Below are 14,826 nucleotides of genomic sequence, written 5' to 3' on the forward strand. Positions count from 1 at the left end.
CCGTACGCACACGAGGAGGAACGACCGGATGTTCCGAAGAGCGCTGAACTGCGCCGTGGTCCCGGCCCTGATGCTGGCCGCGGCCGGGTCCGGGCTCCACCCGGCCCAGGCCGAGGAGATACCCAAGGCCCCCGGCCACCGCCTGGTCAGCCAGTACGACGGCGCACCCGCGACGCCCGCCCCGCTGCCCGGCGAAGCCCCGCCGCGCCACCCCCACCTGGCCCCCAACGGGCGCAGCGGCATGCACGCCGACGCCGCCGGCAGCGCCACCTACCCGTGGTCCGGGCCCCTCGGCAGGAACCCGGAGGTGCGCAGCGAGAAGATCGCCGCGCTCGGCGGCGAGTGCGCCACCGCCACCTTCGACTCGGGCGGCCGCCTGGTCACCGTCTGCGGCACCTTCACCGGGTTCAAGGTGAAGCTCCTGGACCCGGGGACCCTCGCCACCCTGGCCGAGTACCAGCTGCCGCAGCGGTCCTCCACCGTCGAGGCCATCACCAGCCTCGACTTCTCCAAGATCTTCAAGGACACCTCGGGAGGCGCCTACTTCTACCTGGACGACCAGGACCGGGCCGTCCTCGCCGACTCCCGCCAGCACATCCTGCGCCTCGGCCACACCCGGAACCCCGACGGCAGCTGGCGGTTCACCGTCGAGGACGACTGGGACCTCACCCCGGTCGTCCCGCACGACTGCGTCAGCTGGACCAACCTGTGGCCCAGCGGCACCTGCGACCCCGTCACCTCCGTCATGCCCGACTGGGACGGCCGCATCTGGTGGGTCACCCGTCAGGGCCGGGTCGGCACCGTCGACCCCGACACCTCCGTCGTCCGCTCCGTCCGGCTGGCCGGCGAGGAGATCCAGAACTCCTTCTCGGTGGGCCCGGACGGCGTCTCGATCGTCACCGACCACGCCCTCTACAGCTTCGCCGCCACGCCCGACGGCACCCCGAAGGTGCAGTGGCGCGAGACCTACGACCGCGGCACCGGGACCAAGCCCGGCTCCGTGAACCAGGGTTCGGGCACCACGCCGGACCTGTTCGGCGACGGCTACGTCGCCATCACCGACAACGCCGACGACCGGATGAACGTCCTGGTCTACCGGCGCGCGGCGGACGTCCCGGCCGGCGAGCGGCTGGTCTGCAAGGTGCCGGTCTTCGGCCCCGGCGCCTCCACCTCGGACAACTCCCTGATCAGCTGGGGCAACAGCCTCGTCGTCGAGAACAACTACGGCTACGAGAACCCCACCAGCCTGCTCCTCGGCAAGAGCGTGGTCGGCGGCGCCACCCGCATCGACGTCCGCCCCGACGGCAGCGGCTGCGACACCGTCTGGCAGAGCGCCGTCCGCTCCCCGTCCACCGTGCCGAAGCTCTCCACCGCCAACGGACTGCTCTACTTCTACGAGAAGGAGCCCAACTTCTGGGGCATCGACGCCTGGTACCTGACCGCCGTCGACTTCCGCACCGGGGAGCGCCGCTGGCGGCGCCTGACCGGCACCGGCCCCGCCTACGACAACAACTGGGCCCCGATCACCCTGGGCCCCGACGGCACCGCCTACGTGGGCGTCTTCAACGGCATCCTGGCCGTGCGCGACACCTCCTGACCGTTTCTCGGGGTCGATCCCCGAGGCCCCCCGGGGGGGCGCTCCCGGGGGCGCTCACCACGCCAGCCCCTCGAAGGCGTCCAGGTCCGGTTCCGGGCCCGCCCCGCCGTCGGCCGGTGACGGCCCGGTCAGCGGCAGCTCCGCCCAGATCACCTTGCCGCGCTGCGTGTAGCGCGTACCCCAGCGCTCCGCGAACTGCGCGACCAGGAACAGTCCGCGCCCGCCCTCGTCCGTCGTGGCCGCGTACCGCAGGTGCGGGGAGGTGCTGCTGCTGTCCGACACCTCGCACACCAGCGAGCGGTCCCGCAGCAGCCGCACCCGGATCGGCTCGCCGCCGTACCGGATGGCGTTGGTGACCAGCTCGCTCAGGATCAGCTCGGTGGTGAACGCGACGTCCTCCAGGCCCCACTCGGCCAGCTGCCGCGCGCCCGCGTTCCGCACCGTGCCCACGGCCGCCGGGTCGGACGGCACCGCCCACTCCGCGACCTGCTCCGCCTCCAGCCGCCGGGTCCGCGCCACCAGCAGGGCGATGTCGTCCGTCGGCTCCGGCGGCAGCAGCGCGTGCAGCACGTCCGCACAGGTCTGCTCGGGGGAGCGGCCGGGATGGGCCAGGGAGGCGCGCAACAGGGCGAGCCCGCTCTCCAGGTCCCGCTCGCGGTCCTCCAGCAGCCCGTCCGTGAACAGCACCAGGCTGCTCGCCTCGGGCAGCGTCATCGCGGCCGACTCGTACGGCATGCCGCCCAGCCCCAGGGGCAGCCCCGGCGGCACCTCCGGGAACTCGACCGCGCCGTCCGGGTCGACCACCGCGGGGCCCGGGTGCCCGGCGCGGGCCATCACGCAGTGCCCGGTCGACGGGTCGTAGACCGCGTACAGGCAGGTCGCGCCCGTGATGCTGACGCCGTCCCGGGTCTCGTCCTGGTCGATCCTGGCGACCAGCTCGTCGAGGTGCCCCAGCAACTCGTCGGGCGGCAGGTCCAGGGTGGAGAAGTTGTGCACGGCCGTCCGCAGCCGGCCCATGGTGGCCGCCGCGTGCAGCCCGTGCCCCACCACGTCGCCCACGACCAGCGCCACCCGCGCGCCGGGCAGCGGGATCACGTCGAACCAGTCGCCGCCCACCCCGGACTGGGCCGGCAGGTAGCGGTACGCCACGTCCACGGCGTTCTGCTCGGGCAGCACCCTCGGCAGCAGGCTGCGCTGGAGCGTCACGGCCATCGTGTGCTCCCGCGTGTAGCGGCGCGCGTTGTCGATCGACACCGCGGCCCGCGCGGCCAGCTCCTCCGCGAAGGACAGGTCCTCAGGACCGAAGGGCTCCGACGCGTCCGTCCGCCAGAAGTTCACCAGCCCCAGCACCACGCCCCGGGCCTGGAGCGGGGCCGCGATCAGCGAGGTGATGCCGTACTCCAGCGCCTCCTGGGCGCCCTTCGGGTCGTGCTCGCGCCAGCCGTGCGCCGCCGTGAGGTCCGCCTCCAGCACCGCGTGCCCGCCGTCCAGGGCCTGGGACATCGGGGTCCGCGGCGAGACGAACCTGATCAGGTCGCCCACGGGCTGCAGCGGCTGGTCCGAGCGGACGCCGTGCAGCGCGGTGCGGCGCATCTCGCTGTACGAGCCCGAGGGCTCTTCGCCGTTCAGCACCGGGTCCAGCAGCTCGACCGTGACGAACTCCGCGAACCGCGGCACCGCCACCTCGGACAGCTCCTCGGAGGTCCGCACCACGTCCAGCGTGGTCCCGATCCCCACGCCCGCCTCGTACAGCAGCTGGAGCCGCCCGCCGGCCACCTCGGCCCGCCCGGTGAGCGCCGCCAGCTCGGTGGTGTCGCGCAGGGTCATCACCGAGCCTGAGTCCCGGCCCTGCGTCGTGGTGGGCCGGACGTTCACGGCCAGCAGCCGGTCCCCGGCCAGGTGCACCTCGTCCGTGGCCGCCCGCCCCGACTCCAGCAGCTCCACCGTGCCGGGGGCCAGCCCCAGCTCGCCCACGTGCTTCTGCTCGGCGTCCGGCGGCAGGTCCAGCAGCCGGCGCGCCTCGTCGTTGGCCAGCAGCAGCCGCCGGTCCGGCCCGATGATCAGCACGCCCTCGCGCACGGCGTGCAGCACCGCCTCGTGGTGCTCGCTCATCCGGGCCATCTCGACGGGGCCCAGGCCCCGGGTCTGCCGCAGCAGCCGCCGGCTGACCAGCGCGGCGCCGGCGGTGGCCAGGACCAGCGCGCCCGCGGCGGCGCCCAGCAGCAGGGGCAGCTGGCCCTCCACCACGTCCGCCACGTTCTGCACCTCTATGCCCGTGCCGACCAGCCCGACCACCACCCCCTGCGCGTTCCGCACCGGGACCACCGCCCGGACCGCGTCGCTGGGCTCCCCGGTGAAGACCTCGGTGAAGGACTCCCCGGCCGCGGCGCGGGCGACGTCGGCGGCGCGCTGCCCGATCAGCTCGGGGCTGGAGTCGGTGTAGCGGAGCCCGTCGACGCTCATGACGGCGACGAAGTCCACGCCGGAGGCGCGGCGCACGGCCTCCGCGCGCGGCTGGAGCAGGGCGGTCGGATCGGGGGCCCGCAGCGCGGCGGCGACCCCGGGCGCGTGCGCGAAGGCCTCGGCCACCGCGAGCGTGCGGTTGCGGGCGTCGCGCTGGCTGTCGTACCGGGCCTGGAGGACGAGCGCCAGCGCGCCGACGGCGACCAGCAGCACCACGATCAGCGCCTGGAGGGCGAAGACCTGTCCGGCGACGCTGCGCGGCTTGGGCCCGGGCGTCACGGCAGGCTCCGGGCGATCAGCAGGGCCACGTCGTCGAGGTCGTCCGCCTGCCGCAGCGAGTCGAGGAGCAGGTCGCAGGTCTCCTCCAGGGGCCGGTCCTGCGCCCCGTCCAGCAGGGCGACGAGGGCGTCCATCCGCTCGTCGATGGCGTCGTGGCGGGTCTCCACGAGCCCGTCCGTGTACAGCACCAGCAGGTCCCCGGGGGAGAAGGGCACGGTGACGGTCTCGAAGGGCACGCCGCCGACGCCGAGGGGCGCGCCGCTGGGCACGGCCACCAGCCGGGCGGGTCCGTCGGCGGGGACCAGGGCGGGCGGCAGGTGCCCGGCGTTGGCGATGCGGCACGTGGCGTCGCGCGGGTCGTGCACGGCGTACAGGCAGGTGGCGATGTAGTGCTCCAGGCCCGTGGTGATCCGGTCGAGGTGGTGCAGGACCTGGGAGGGTTCGAGGTCCAGGTCGGCGAAGGCGCACGTGGCCGTGCGCAGCCGGCCCATCGTGGCGGCCGCGTCGATGCCGCTGCCCATGACGTCGCCGACCACCAGGGCGGTCTTGTCGTCGGCCAGCCGGATCACGTCGTACCAGTCCCCGCCGACCTCGCTGGAGGCGTACGCGGGACGGTAGCGGGAGGCGATCTCCAGGCCGGCGGGGGGCGGCGGGCTGCCCGGCAGCAGGCTGCGCTGGAGGGTGACGGCGGAGTTGCGCACGCTCTGGTACCAGCGGGCGTTGTCGATGCTGACGGCCGCCCGCGAGGCCAGCTCGGAGGCCAGCACCACGTCGTCCTCGTCGAAGGGCAGCGGGTTGCGGGCCCGGATCAGGCCCAGCGTGCCCAGCACCTCGCCACGCGCGATCAGCGGCACCGCCAGGTACGAGTGCACGCCCGCCCGCTCCAGCAGCTCGGCGGCCTCGGCGTTGCGGGCGATCCTGGCGAGGTCCCCGGGTCCGGCCCGCGGCACGAGGACCGGCCGGGCGGTGTGCACGCAGCGGGTGACGATGCGGTCGGCGCCGTACATGGCGAGCTCGCCCGTCCGGTCGGGCGCCCTGAGCGCCTCCGTGGGATAGGCGGCCTTCACGGCGAGGGCCCGGAACAGCTCGGGGCCGCTGTCCGCGGTGCCGAGACGGCGCAGGGACAGCACGGAGTCCAGCACGTCCACGGTGGTGATGTCGGCCAGCTCGGGAACCGTGACCTCCGCCAGCTCGTCGGCGGTGCGGCGCACCTCCAGGGTCGTGCCCACCTTGGCCGACGCGTCGGCGATCAGGGCCAGCCGGCGGCGGGCCCGGTCGGCCTCCCGCGAGGCCCGGTGGCGTTCGGTGACGTCGACCACCGAGATGGCCACGCCGAGGACCCGGCCCTGCGCGCCCTCCAGCCGGTAGAACGAGACCGACCAGGCGTGCTCGGTGCCGGGGTCGCCCGGGAGGGCGCCCACGGCCTCCTGGTCGAGCAGCGGCGTGCCCGTCTCCAGCACCTCGCGCAGCGCCCGCTCGACCCGGTCGATGTCGAGGAAGGGCAGCGTGTCGCGGACCCGGCGGCCGGTGTGCTGGGCGGCCGGGATGCCGTTGATGCGTTCCAGCGCGGGGTTGACCAGCACGTACCGCAGGTCGGTGTCCATGAGGGCCAGGCCGATGGGGGACTGGGAGACGAGCCGCTCGGACAGGGCGAGGTCGGTCTCGACGCGCTGGACGGTGGCGTGGTCGGCGGCGATGCCGAGCGCGTACACGTCGCCCATCCCGTCCGTGAGCCGCATGTTGCGGAACTCCACGAGGCGGGTGCTGCCGTCCTTGTGCCGGATGGGGAAGGCGCCGGCCCAGCTGTCGCCGCTGCTGATGACCTCGGAGAAGAGCCGGACGACCTGGTCCAGGTGGCGTTCGTGGACGAGCACCTGGGCCGCGTACCGGCCGAGCGCCTCCGCGGCGGTGTAGCCGAAGAGTTCGTCCGCCTGCGGACTCCAGAACACGATGCGGCCGTCGGCGTCGAGCACCACCGCCGCCACGCCGAGTACGTCGAGCAGCCCCATGGGCTCCGATTCGGCTGTCACCCGTGCACTCCCTCCGCCGGGAGGGTGTCGCCCGATGGAATCAGTGGCCCGTCATCCGGGGAGCTCGGTGCGTTCCCACCACTCGTACACCGGCAGGCGGCCCTCCGGGGTGTCCTCGTGGCGCACCGTGATCCTGAAGTGCTCGTACCCGCCGCGGTGCGGGATCTTCAGCTCCTGGCCGGGCGGGGTCACCGGGACGACCCGCTGGGAGAGGTCCGCCGGCCCGCCTTCCAGCCATGCCTTGCTCGTCATATCCCCAGTCTTCCCGGAGGGGGCGCCCCGCGCATGCCGGAGTGGACCGGACGGGCGCGGTCCGGTGCGTCGAGGCCGTAGGGCGCGGTCACCGCGTCCGGCGCCGTCACACCCGTACGAGGCCGGCGATGTGGGAGGTGATCATGTCGAGCAGGTCGGCCACGGCCTCCGCGTCCCCGAGGACCAGGTAGTTCAGGGTGAGTCCGTCGGTCATGGCGGCGAGGTAGCGGGCGAGTGCGGGCACGGGGACCCGGAGTTCGAAGCCCATCACGCCCCGGAGCTGCTCGATCAGCTCGGCGAAGGTGTCGCGGTACAGCTCGTGCTGGCGCCTGGCCAACTCCTCGAAGCCCGGCTGGCGCAGGGCGTACTGCGTGAGCTCGTAGGTGAGCATGTGCTCGCCGGGGTGGGCCGCCACGTGGTCCCAGTACGCCTGGAAGCCGGCGCGTACGGTCTCCTGGAGGGTGGCCCGGGGCCGCAGCGCCTCCCGCACGCGGGAGACGGAGTGCTCGGTGATGGTCTGGATGACGGCTTCCAGCAGGGCCTGCTTGGAGTCGAAGCAGTAGTGGAAGACGCTCAGCGACACGCCCGCCTCGGCGGCGATGGACCGGGTCGTGGTCCTGGCGACCCCGTCCCGGGTCATCGCGCGGATGGCCGCCTCGGTCAGCTGGCGTCGCCGCTCCGCCGAGGGCAGGCGTGTCATCTGGGCTCCTTGCTTCCGTGCTGTGCCGTGCCGTGTCGTGCCGGCGGTTCCTTCAGTGCTGTCGTGCCGTGGGCTCTGCCGTGCCGTCCGGTGCCGGCGCGGGGTCAGGCGCTGTAGGCCCCGACCTCGTAGAGGGAGTAGCCCCAGCCAGTGCCGCGCTGCACCCCCTGCACCCGCAGGTAGCGGGCCGGAGTGGCCGCGAAGCGCGCCGTGTCGAGGCCGCCGTCACCCTCGGACGTGGACCAGACCGTGGTCCAGTTCGAACCGTCGGTGGACAGCTCGATGCGGTACGCCCTGCCGTACGCGCGCTCCCAGTCGAGCGTCACCCGCTTGACCAGGCCCGTGGAGCCGAGGTCGACCTGGAACCACTGGCCGTCGCTCCACTCGCTGGCCCACCGGGTGCCCGTGTCGCCGTCGAGGGCCCGGCCGGGCGCGTAGCTGACGAAGGGGTTCCACCACTCGGTGGAGGAGGCCGCGGCGGGCCGGCCCGCGGCGAGGTTGACGCCCGCCTTGTGCTTCTCCGACGCGCCCCAGGTGGTGAGGTAGGACTCGGCCCCGCGGAAGAGGTCGTCCACCACGTCCTGGCCGCCGACGAGCCGGACGTCCTCGATCCAGTCGGGGACCAGGCCGTAGTGGGAGGCGCCGTCGGTGTTGAGGTCCCAGGTGCGCTGCCCGGTGGTCACCTTGTCGATCACGGATCCGCCGTCGGTGCTGCGGAACGGGTACTTCACCGGGTTCGGGGTGCCGGCGCCCCGCGGGCCGGGCCAGCCGCCGACGCCGTTCATGTCGGTGCCGTAGCCGTAGCCCACGCCGTACTTGTCGCGCAGCGCGTCCTTGGCCTTCGCCTCGGCGCTGAAGCCCTCGGCGCCGTTCATGTACTGGGCGGCGAACCCGCCGAGCTTGTACAGGCGCTCGGTCCAGCTGCTGTCCATCCAGCTGTGCGAGGAGATGGCGCCGGGGTACGACTCGGACTCCATGATGTCGAAGGCGCGGCCCGCGGCCTTGACGCTCATGTGGTCGAGTTCGAGCATCATCTTGCGCTTCATCATCCCGCGTACGGCGTACTCGCCGAGCTCGGTGAGGCCCCGGGTGTTGCACTGGGCGTCCGCCGCGTACGAGGGGACCGCGACGCCCTCGGGGAGCTTCTGCTCCGCCGCCGGTGCCGCGCCGAGCCCGATCGGGTTGTCGTGCTGGGGACCGGCGCACTTCTCGGTCTTCCAGAAGGTGCCGGTGGACAGGAACTGGCCCACGTTGATCGCGGTGCCGAGGGCACCGGAGTCGAAGCGGACCCCGCAGAGGGCGTTGTCGAACTTGTGGCAGAGGAACATGCTGCGCACGCCCAGCTGGTACAGCTCGTCCAGACCGCGGTCGATGTCGTCCCTGCCGCACTGGGCGATGTCGAGGATCTGCTTGCAGCCGAAGGGCTCCGAGGTCTCCACGCCGAGCACGACGGCGAGCTTGCCCTGCGCGATGACCTCGCGCGCCTGGGCGCTGTCGGTGACGATGCGGAACCAGCCCTTGCCCGGGCCGCCGTACATCCTGTCGACGTAGGCCTGCATGTCGTACGTCTTGCGGGCCTGGAGCCGGATCGAGGTCATCTCGTCGCAGCTGCGGTCCTTGAAGAAGTACACCGAGCAGATCACGCCGTTGGTGACCAGGTCGTTGACGAGGACGCGCTGGCCGCCGCGCCAGGCGCGCTCCACCCAGGCGTAGTACGTCTGCTCGTGGGTCAGCGAGTCGTGGGCCGGCCAGTCCTTGAAGGTGGGCCAGCCGTCGGGGTCGTGCTTGCCGTCGCCGCCCTTGGTGATGAAGTCGAACACCGCGAGGGTGCCGTCGGGGTAGTGCTCGGGACAGTCCTTGAGGGCGTCGGCGATGCCGTCGTCCGAGAAGGGCTTGCCGCAGATGAGTCGTCCGCCGAAGGCCTCGTTCGACATCAGGTGGACGTGTGCGTCGACGAAGCCGCGGACCTCCCCCTTGTCGTTCGTGCCCTTGAAGGGCTCACCGGTGACGTTGATCTGGGAGTCGGGGGCGGGCCGGGCGGTCGGGTTCCACCAGCCGGGGTCGGCCGCGGAGCCGGGGTCGGCGGCGGAGCCGGGCGCGGGGCCCAGCACCATCGCCATCGCGGCGAGGAGCAGCGAGAGCACCGCCAGGGGGCGGCGGCGCCTGCCGGAGGGGGTTCGGGTCATGGCGAGACCTCAGAGGGTGTGGGGTGTCCGGAATGGCCGATTGTCATGTACCGATAAATCGTGCTGAGAGAATCCCGACCCGCGAGTAACAAGTCAAGGGTCCGGGACGCTTGACCTGATGGATCGTCATTTCCTCCAACAGGAGTCGAGGCGGCCGCCCTACGGGACCCCGGCGGTCCACCGGTCCGCCGCGAGGGCGTGTCCGCGGATTGTCCGAAAACACCTGGCCCGGGCGGCGGCGGCCGGTTAGGTTCGCGGGGCACCGCCCGGCCCGCCCCCTGACGCAAAAGGACCTCCGTGCCCCTCCTGCGCACCGCACGCCCCGACGAACTCCCCGCCCTGGTCGAGCACCCCGGCGACCCCGAACGGAACGCGGCCACCCGCGCGTACCTCGCCGGCCTCCTCGACGCCGGGTGCACCCGGCCCGAGTGGTGCCTGGTCGCGGAGGGCCCCGACGGCCGCCCGGCCGGCAGCGTGGTCCTGTGGACCCTCCCCGGGGAGGAAGTCCCGCTCGCCGTCGTCCTGTTCGAGGCGCCCGAGGACGAGCCGGAGACCGGCACCGCCCTGTTGGACGCGGCCGCCGGCCTCGCCCGGGAGCTCGGTGCTGCCGACCTGGAGCACGTCGTGGACTCGCCCGCGCAGGCCCCGCAGTTCCAGCGGGACCCCGAGCGCCGCGGCGGACTGCTGCGCGCCGCCGGCTTCGCGCCCGTGCGCGACGGCCGGCGCTTCCGGCTGGCGGTCCCGGCCGAGCTGCCCGCGGACGACCCCCGGCTGACCTTCCGCTCGCTGGCCGAACTCGGCTCCGGGCCGTTCCTCGCCGTACTGGAGGAACTGCTCGCCGACACCGCCGACGCGCGCCTGGCCGCGGACGTGGCCGAGCACGGGCTCGCCGGCGCGGCCCGGCGGCTCTTCGACGACACCGCCGGGCTGCGGCACGAGCCCGGCTGGTGGGAGATCGGGTACGCGCCCGACGGCACCCCGGCCGTCCTCAGCCTGCCCGCCGAGAACCCGTCCGTGCCCGTGATCGGGTTCGTCGGGGTCGCGCCCGCCCACCGGGGCAAGGGGTACGCCACCGCCGCGGTGGTGCGCGGGACCCGGGTCCTGGCCGCGCACGGCGCCAGGGAGATCCGCGGCGACTGCGACGCGGCCAACGGTGCGATGGCCCGTGCCTTCCGGGCCGCCGGGTACGAGAACTTCGCGGACCGGCTGGAGTTCGTGCGGGACCTCTGAGGGTCACCTCCCGCCCCGGGGCCCCCACCCGCCCCACATGTCGGCGAAAATGAGCCGTCTTGTCTGGATATGGCGGACAAGTGACCGTCTGGTGAGCGGAATTGGCAAAGACCTGACGCCACGAGGCAACCCCGGCCGTCGAGTTGCCGTCCTCGGGGGGCGAGGGAGGTTCCGGAGGACCACCGGGACGCCCCGAGCACACCGACGATGAGGATGACCACCTTGATACGTGTCACACGCGTGGTGACCGCCGCCGCGGCGGTACTCGCGCTGGCAGCGGCGACGCCCGGGCTCGCGTACGCGCAGCCGTCGGCCGCCTCCGAGGGCCGCGGGGGAGCGGCCGACGGCAGCCTCCCCGAGGGCTGGCGGATCACCGGCACGGGGGCCGGCCGGCAGCTGGTGTGGACCGCCGACCGGCGCGTGCCGATGGGCGACGCCCGAGTCGAGTTCCACGCGGGGGACCGGCTCCTCGGTGTGCCCGCGCCGGGCCCCGACGGGCGCAGCTTCAGCCTCCCGCTCGCCGGCGCCCGCCTCGGCGACGGCCAGGACCTGCGGGTCCTCGCCGCCGGCCGCCGCCTGGACGCCGCGGGCGCCCGCGAGACCCGTACGCCGGACGACGCGCCGGCCGCAGGCCTGCCCGGCACGGCCCTGCCGGCCAACGTGGTCGACCCCGGCAAGCCCGGCTCGTACCGCACCGCCACCGGCGAGTACGCCCTGAAGTCCGTGAAGCTGCCCGGCTTCGCCGCGCCCGTCGAGATGCGCGCCGTCGTGGTGGGCCCGGTGAACGCCCCCGGCACCCGCCCGCTCGCGCTCTTCCTGCACGGCCGCCACTACACCTGCTACGGCGGCGGCCAGCAGACCGGCGACTGGCCCTGCAAGCCGGGCACCCAGCCGGTGCCCAGCCACCGCGGCTACCTCGGCGCCCAGAAGCTCCTCGCCTCGCAGGGCTACACCACCCTCTCCATCTCGGCGAACGGCATCAACGGCCAGGACTGGAACGCGGAGGACGGCGGCGCCCAGGCCCGCTCCTCGCTGGTGCGCCTGCACCTGGCCCGCTGGGCCGAGTGGGCCGCCAAGCGCTCCGAGGCCCCCAAGGCCGTCCGCGACGTCGCGCCGGCCGACCTCGACCGGGTCATGCTGGTCGGCCACTCCCGCGGCGGCGAGGGCGTCAACCGCGCTGCGCTCGACAGCATCTACACCGCCCCCGCAGACCGCGACGGCTACCGCGGGCCGGTGCGCTGGAAGGTCCGCGGCAACGTGCTGATCGGCCCCACGATCTTCGGCCACAACCCGGTGCCGGACGTGCCGTCCGCGACCATCCTGCCGGGCTGCGACGGAGACGTCTCCGACCTCCAGGGCCAGATCTACGCGGACGGCACCCGCGGCCTCAGCCGCGGCGCCGCCCTGCACAGCTCGGTCTACGTGGTCGGCGCGAACCACAACTTCTTCAACTCCGAGTGGACCCCGGGCCAGTCCAAGGCGCCCTCCGAGGACGACTTCTGGCCCGGCGACAACCCCGACCCGGTCTGCGGCGTCGGCAAGAAGACCCGCCTGACCGCCACGCAGCAGCAGGCCGCGGGCGCCACGTACATCGCCGCCGCGGCCCGCCTGTTCGTCGCCGGCGACGACCGGGTGCGCCCGCTGCTCGACGGCACCGGCCGCCGCGCCCCCTCGGCCGACCCGGCCCGCGTCCTGACCCACGCCGTCGGCGGCAACCGCACCACCGCGGTGCTGCCCGGCTCCACCGTGAAGGTCTCCGGCACCGGCGCCCGCACCTGCGCGCAGGTCAGCAACGACCCCGCCAAGACGTGCCTGCCCGGCGAGTCCGGCGGCCAGTCCCCGCACTTCGCGGGCTGGGAGGCGTCGCCCGAGCCCGGCCGCGACGCGGTCGCGCTCCGTTGGACCGCCCCCGGCACCGCGGCCGTGCTCCGCCCCGCCGCCCCGGTCTCCCTCAAGGGCTCCGAGTCCCTCGCGCTGCGCCTGATCGTGCCGCCCAACACCACCGGCACCCTGGTCGACGTGTCCGTCACCGACGCCTCCGGCCGCCGCGCGAAGCTCGGCCAGGTCCGCGCCGACGGGCTGCCCGGCACCGAGCGCACCGCCTCCTACTGGGCGCGCGAGCTGCGCGTACCGCTGACCGCCGCCACCCGCGCGGGCCTCGACCTCACGAAGGTCGCCACCCTGGAGCTGACCCCGCGCAGCCGCGCGGGGAAGGCCTGGCTGATGGACGCCTGGGGCTGGCGCCCCGGCACCCCGGCCGTGCGGGCGGAGAAGCTGGTCCGCGTCGACGTCGGCCGCCTGGAGGTCAAGGAGGGCGACTCCGGCACCAAGACGTACCGCGTGCCCGTCAGCGTCACCGGCCAGGGCACCGCCCGCGTGCGGCTGTTCGTGCCCAACACCGAGGGAGACAAGGTCACCTCGAAGCTGGTCACCGTCCGCCCGGGCCGGAACGACATCGACGTGCCCTTCGCCGTCACCGGCAACACCCGCTTCGGCCGCGACACGAACCAGGACATCTTCGTCAAGGCCGTGCGCGGCGCCGTGGTCGGCGCCCACCGCGGCGGCGTAACCGCCAAGAACGACGACCCGATGCCGAAGATCAAGGTCACCGCGGTCGACGACGACGTCACCGAGGGCCAGGCCCTCGCCTGGCGCGTCTCCCTCTCCGAGAAGGCCGACGCCGACATCATGGGCGAGTTCGCCCTGCTGCCCGTGACCCGCGGGGCCGAGCTCTCCACCGCCGACGTCGACCGGCGCTGGCTGGAGGAGTGGATGGGCCACGTGCCCGACCCGGCCCGTCCGATGTCCCAGGCCTTCGAGGAGCCCGCCCTGTACGTCCACATCCCGGCCGGCAAGCTCTCCACGCTGGTCACCGTGCCGACCGTCAAGGACCGGCTGACCGAGCCGAAGGAGTTCCTGCGGGCGCAGCTGCGCACGTACGACGCCGACTGGATCCCGCAGCCGGGGCCCGAGGTCACCGGCACGGTCCGGGACGCCTCGTAGCGCGACCCGCACGCACGCGATCGCGCGCACGAAAAGGGACACCGGCCCCCGCGGGGGCCGGTGTCCCGGTGCGTTCGGGGGGTGCCGCCGGTCGCGGGCCCCGGCGCGGTCAGCCGGCCGGCAGCGGCGGGACGACCTCCGCCGGGCGGGTGGTCGGCTCGTAGCGCTGCAGGAACGTGGTGCTGGGGACGAGGTCGCGGTGGACGACGCGGGCGACGGCCTGGATGGTGGCCACGCCGTAGTCCATGGTCGCGTTGTCCTGGGTGAGCACCGTCATGTAGTAGTCGTGCCCGCCGCCCTGGAAGGCACCGATGCTGTGCACCCGCCAGCCGTGCGTGGCGCGCGGCAGCCAGCCGTTCTTGACGTGCACCTTCACCGTGGACGGGGCGCCGGCCGGGGTGCCCCAGCGCTGCGAGGCGACCACCTGGTTCATCAGCTTCAGGGCGTAGGCCCGGGCGTTGTCGCTGAGCACGGTGTTCTTGCGGGTCAGCAGCGAGAGGAGCTTCTGCTCGTCGCCGACGTCGATCCGGGTGAGGCCCCAGTAGCCGTCGGCGCCCGGCACGGTCCTGGTCATGTCCGCGGCCGCGAGGAAGCCCTTGATCTTGGTCATGCCCAGCTGCCGCCACAGCGCGGTGGTCGCGTTGTTGTCCGACTGGGTGATCATGGCGCGGGTGAGGTCCACCTCGCGCTGGGTGAGGTAGCGGTTCTGCTTCTTCGCGTCCCAGAGCAGGGTGGCCAGGACCGTGACCTTGACGACGCTGGCGGAGTCGAAGCCCGTGGTGGAGCGCAGCCGGCAGCTGGTCTTCGTGGTCCGGTCGTACACGCCGATCGCGACGGTGCCCTTGCGGTTGGCCAGGGCGGCGGTGATGTCGCGCTGGAGCTTGGCGGCCAGCCCGGCCTTCGCGGAGGTGCAGGCGACCTGCGGCACCGCGGCCGCGGTGACCGCCGGCGCGGTGCGCGGTGCGCCGGCCGGGCCGGCGGCGGCCGCGGGCGTGGCGGTCGCCACGAGCGGTACGAGGATCCCGGCCGCCAGGCCCGCGGACAGGCCGCGGGCGCGCAGGGACATCCGGTGGTTCATGTGGTGGC

The 14,826-nt window shown here is 73.8% G+C and carries 9 protein-coding genes; 3 read left to right on the forward strand and 6 right to left on the reverse strand.

Annotation, left to right across the window (positions count from 1 at the left end):
- Positions 1-28 precede the first annotated feature (28 nt).
- Positions 29-1,597 (forward strand): hypothetical protein, encoded by a 1,569-nt coding sequence (locus ACIF6F_RS19055; protein ID WP_399947960.1) that lies wholly within the window; start codon positions 29-31, stop codon positions 1,595-1,597.
- A gap of 54 nt (positions 1,598-1,651) precedes the next feature.
- Here the strand turns inward: ACIF6F_RS19055 and ACIF6F_RS19060 are convergent, their stop codons facing one another.
- The 5 genes from ACIF6F_RS19060 to ACIF6F_RS19080 form a co-directional block, all read right to left on the reverse strand.
- On the reverse strand, positions 1,652-4,339 hold the full coding sequence (locus ACIF6F_RS19060; protein ID WP_399947962.1) for a SpoIIE family protein phosphatase: 2,688 nt from the start codon (positions 4,337-4,339) through the stop codon (positions 1,652-1,654).
- Positions 4,336-6,348, reverse strand: a complete 2,013-nt coding sequence (locus ACIF6F_RS19065) for a SpoIIE family protein phosphatase (protein WP_399948354.1) — start codon at positions 6,346-6,348, stop codon at positions 4,336-4,338. The genes ACIF6F_RS19060 and ACIF6F_RS19065 overlap by 4 nt, the downstream gene beginning before the upstream one ends.
- Before the next feature lie 72 nt (positions 6,349-6,420).
- Complete coding sequence (locus tag ACIF6F_RS19070) at positions 6,421-6,621, reverse strand: DUF5988 family protein (protein WP_399947964.1); 201 nt, start codon at positions 6,619-6,621, stop codon at positions 6,421-6,423.
- A 106-nt stretch (positions 6,622-6,727) separates the two neighbouring features.
- Positions 6,728-7,321: a TetR/AcrR family transcriptional regulator gene (locus ACIF6F_RS19075; RefSeq protein WP_399947966.1), complete on the reverse strand. Its 594-nt coding sequence runs from the start codon at positions 7,319-7,321 to the stop codon at positions 6,728-6,730.
- 104 nt (positions 7,322-7,425) lie between these two features.
- Positions 7,426-9,507: a discoidin domain-containing protein gene (locus tag ACIF6F_RS19080; RefSeq protein ID WP_399947968.1), complete on the reverse strand. Its 2,082-nt coding sequence runs from the start codon at positions 9,505-9,507 to the stop codon at positions 7,426-7,428.
- Positions 9,508-9,804: 297 nt separating this feature from the next.
- On the opposite strand from ACIF6F_RS19080, the gene ACIF6F_RS19085 reads away from it, so the two are divergent.
- The gene (locus ACIF6F_RS19085) at positions 9,805-10,737 is read left to right on the forward strand and encodes a GNAT family N-acetyltransferase (protein ID WP_399947969.1); all 933 of its coding nucleotides are present in this window, start codon (positions 9,805-9,807) and stop codon (positions 10,735-10,737) included.
- Between the two features lie 222 nt (positions 10,738-10,959).
- A complete protein-coding gene (locus ACIF6F_RS19090; RefSeq protein WP_399947971.1) occupies positions 10,960-13,740 on the forward strand; it encodes a hypothetical protein in 2,781 nt (926 codons plus the stop codon).
- A gap of 109 nt (positions 13,741-13,849) precedes the next feature.
- On the opposite strand, the gene ACIF6F_RS19095 is transcribed toward ACIF6F_RS19090, so the two are convergent.
- Positions 13,850-14,818: a serine hydrolase gene (locus tag ACIF6F_RS19095; RefSeq protein ID WP_399947973.1), complete on the reverse strand. Its 969-nt coding sequence runs from the start codon at positions 14,816-14,818 to the stop codon at positions 13,850-13,852.
- Positions 14,819-14,826 lie beyond the last annotated feature (8 nt).

This window comes from Streptomyces sp. NPDC086023 (assembly GCF_044540325.1).
In the GTDB taxonomy this organism is placed as follows: Bacteria; Actinomycetota; Actinomycetes; order Streptomycetales; family Streptomycetaceae; genus Streptomyces.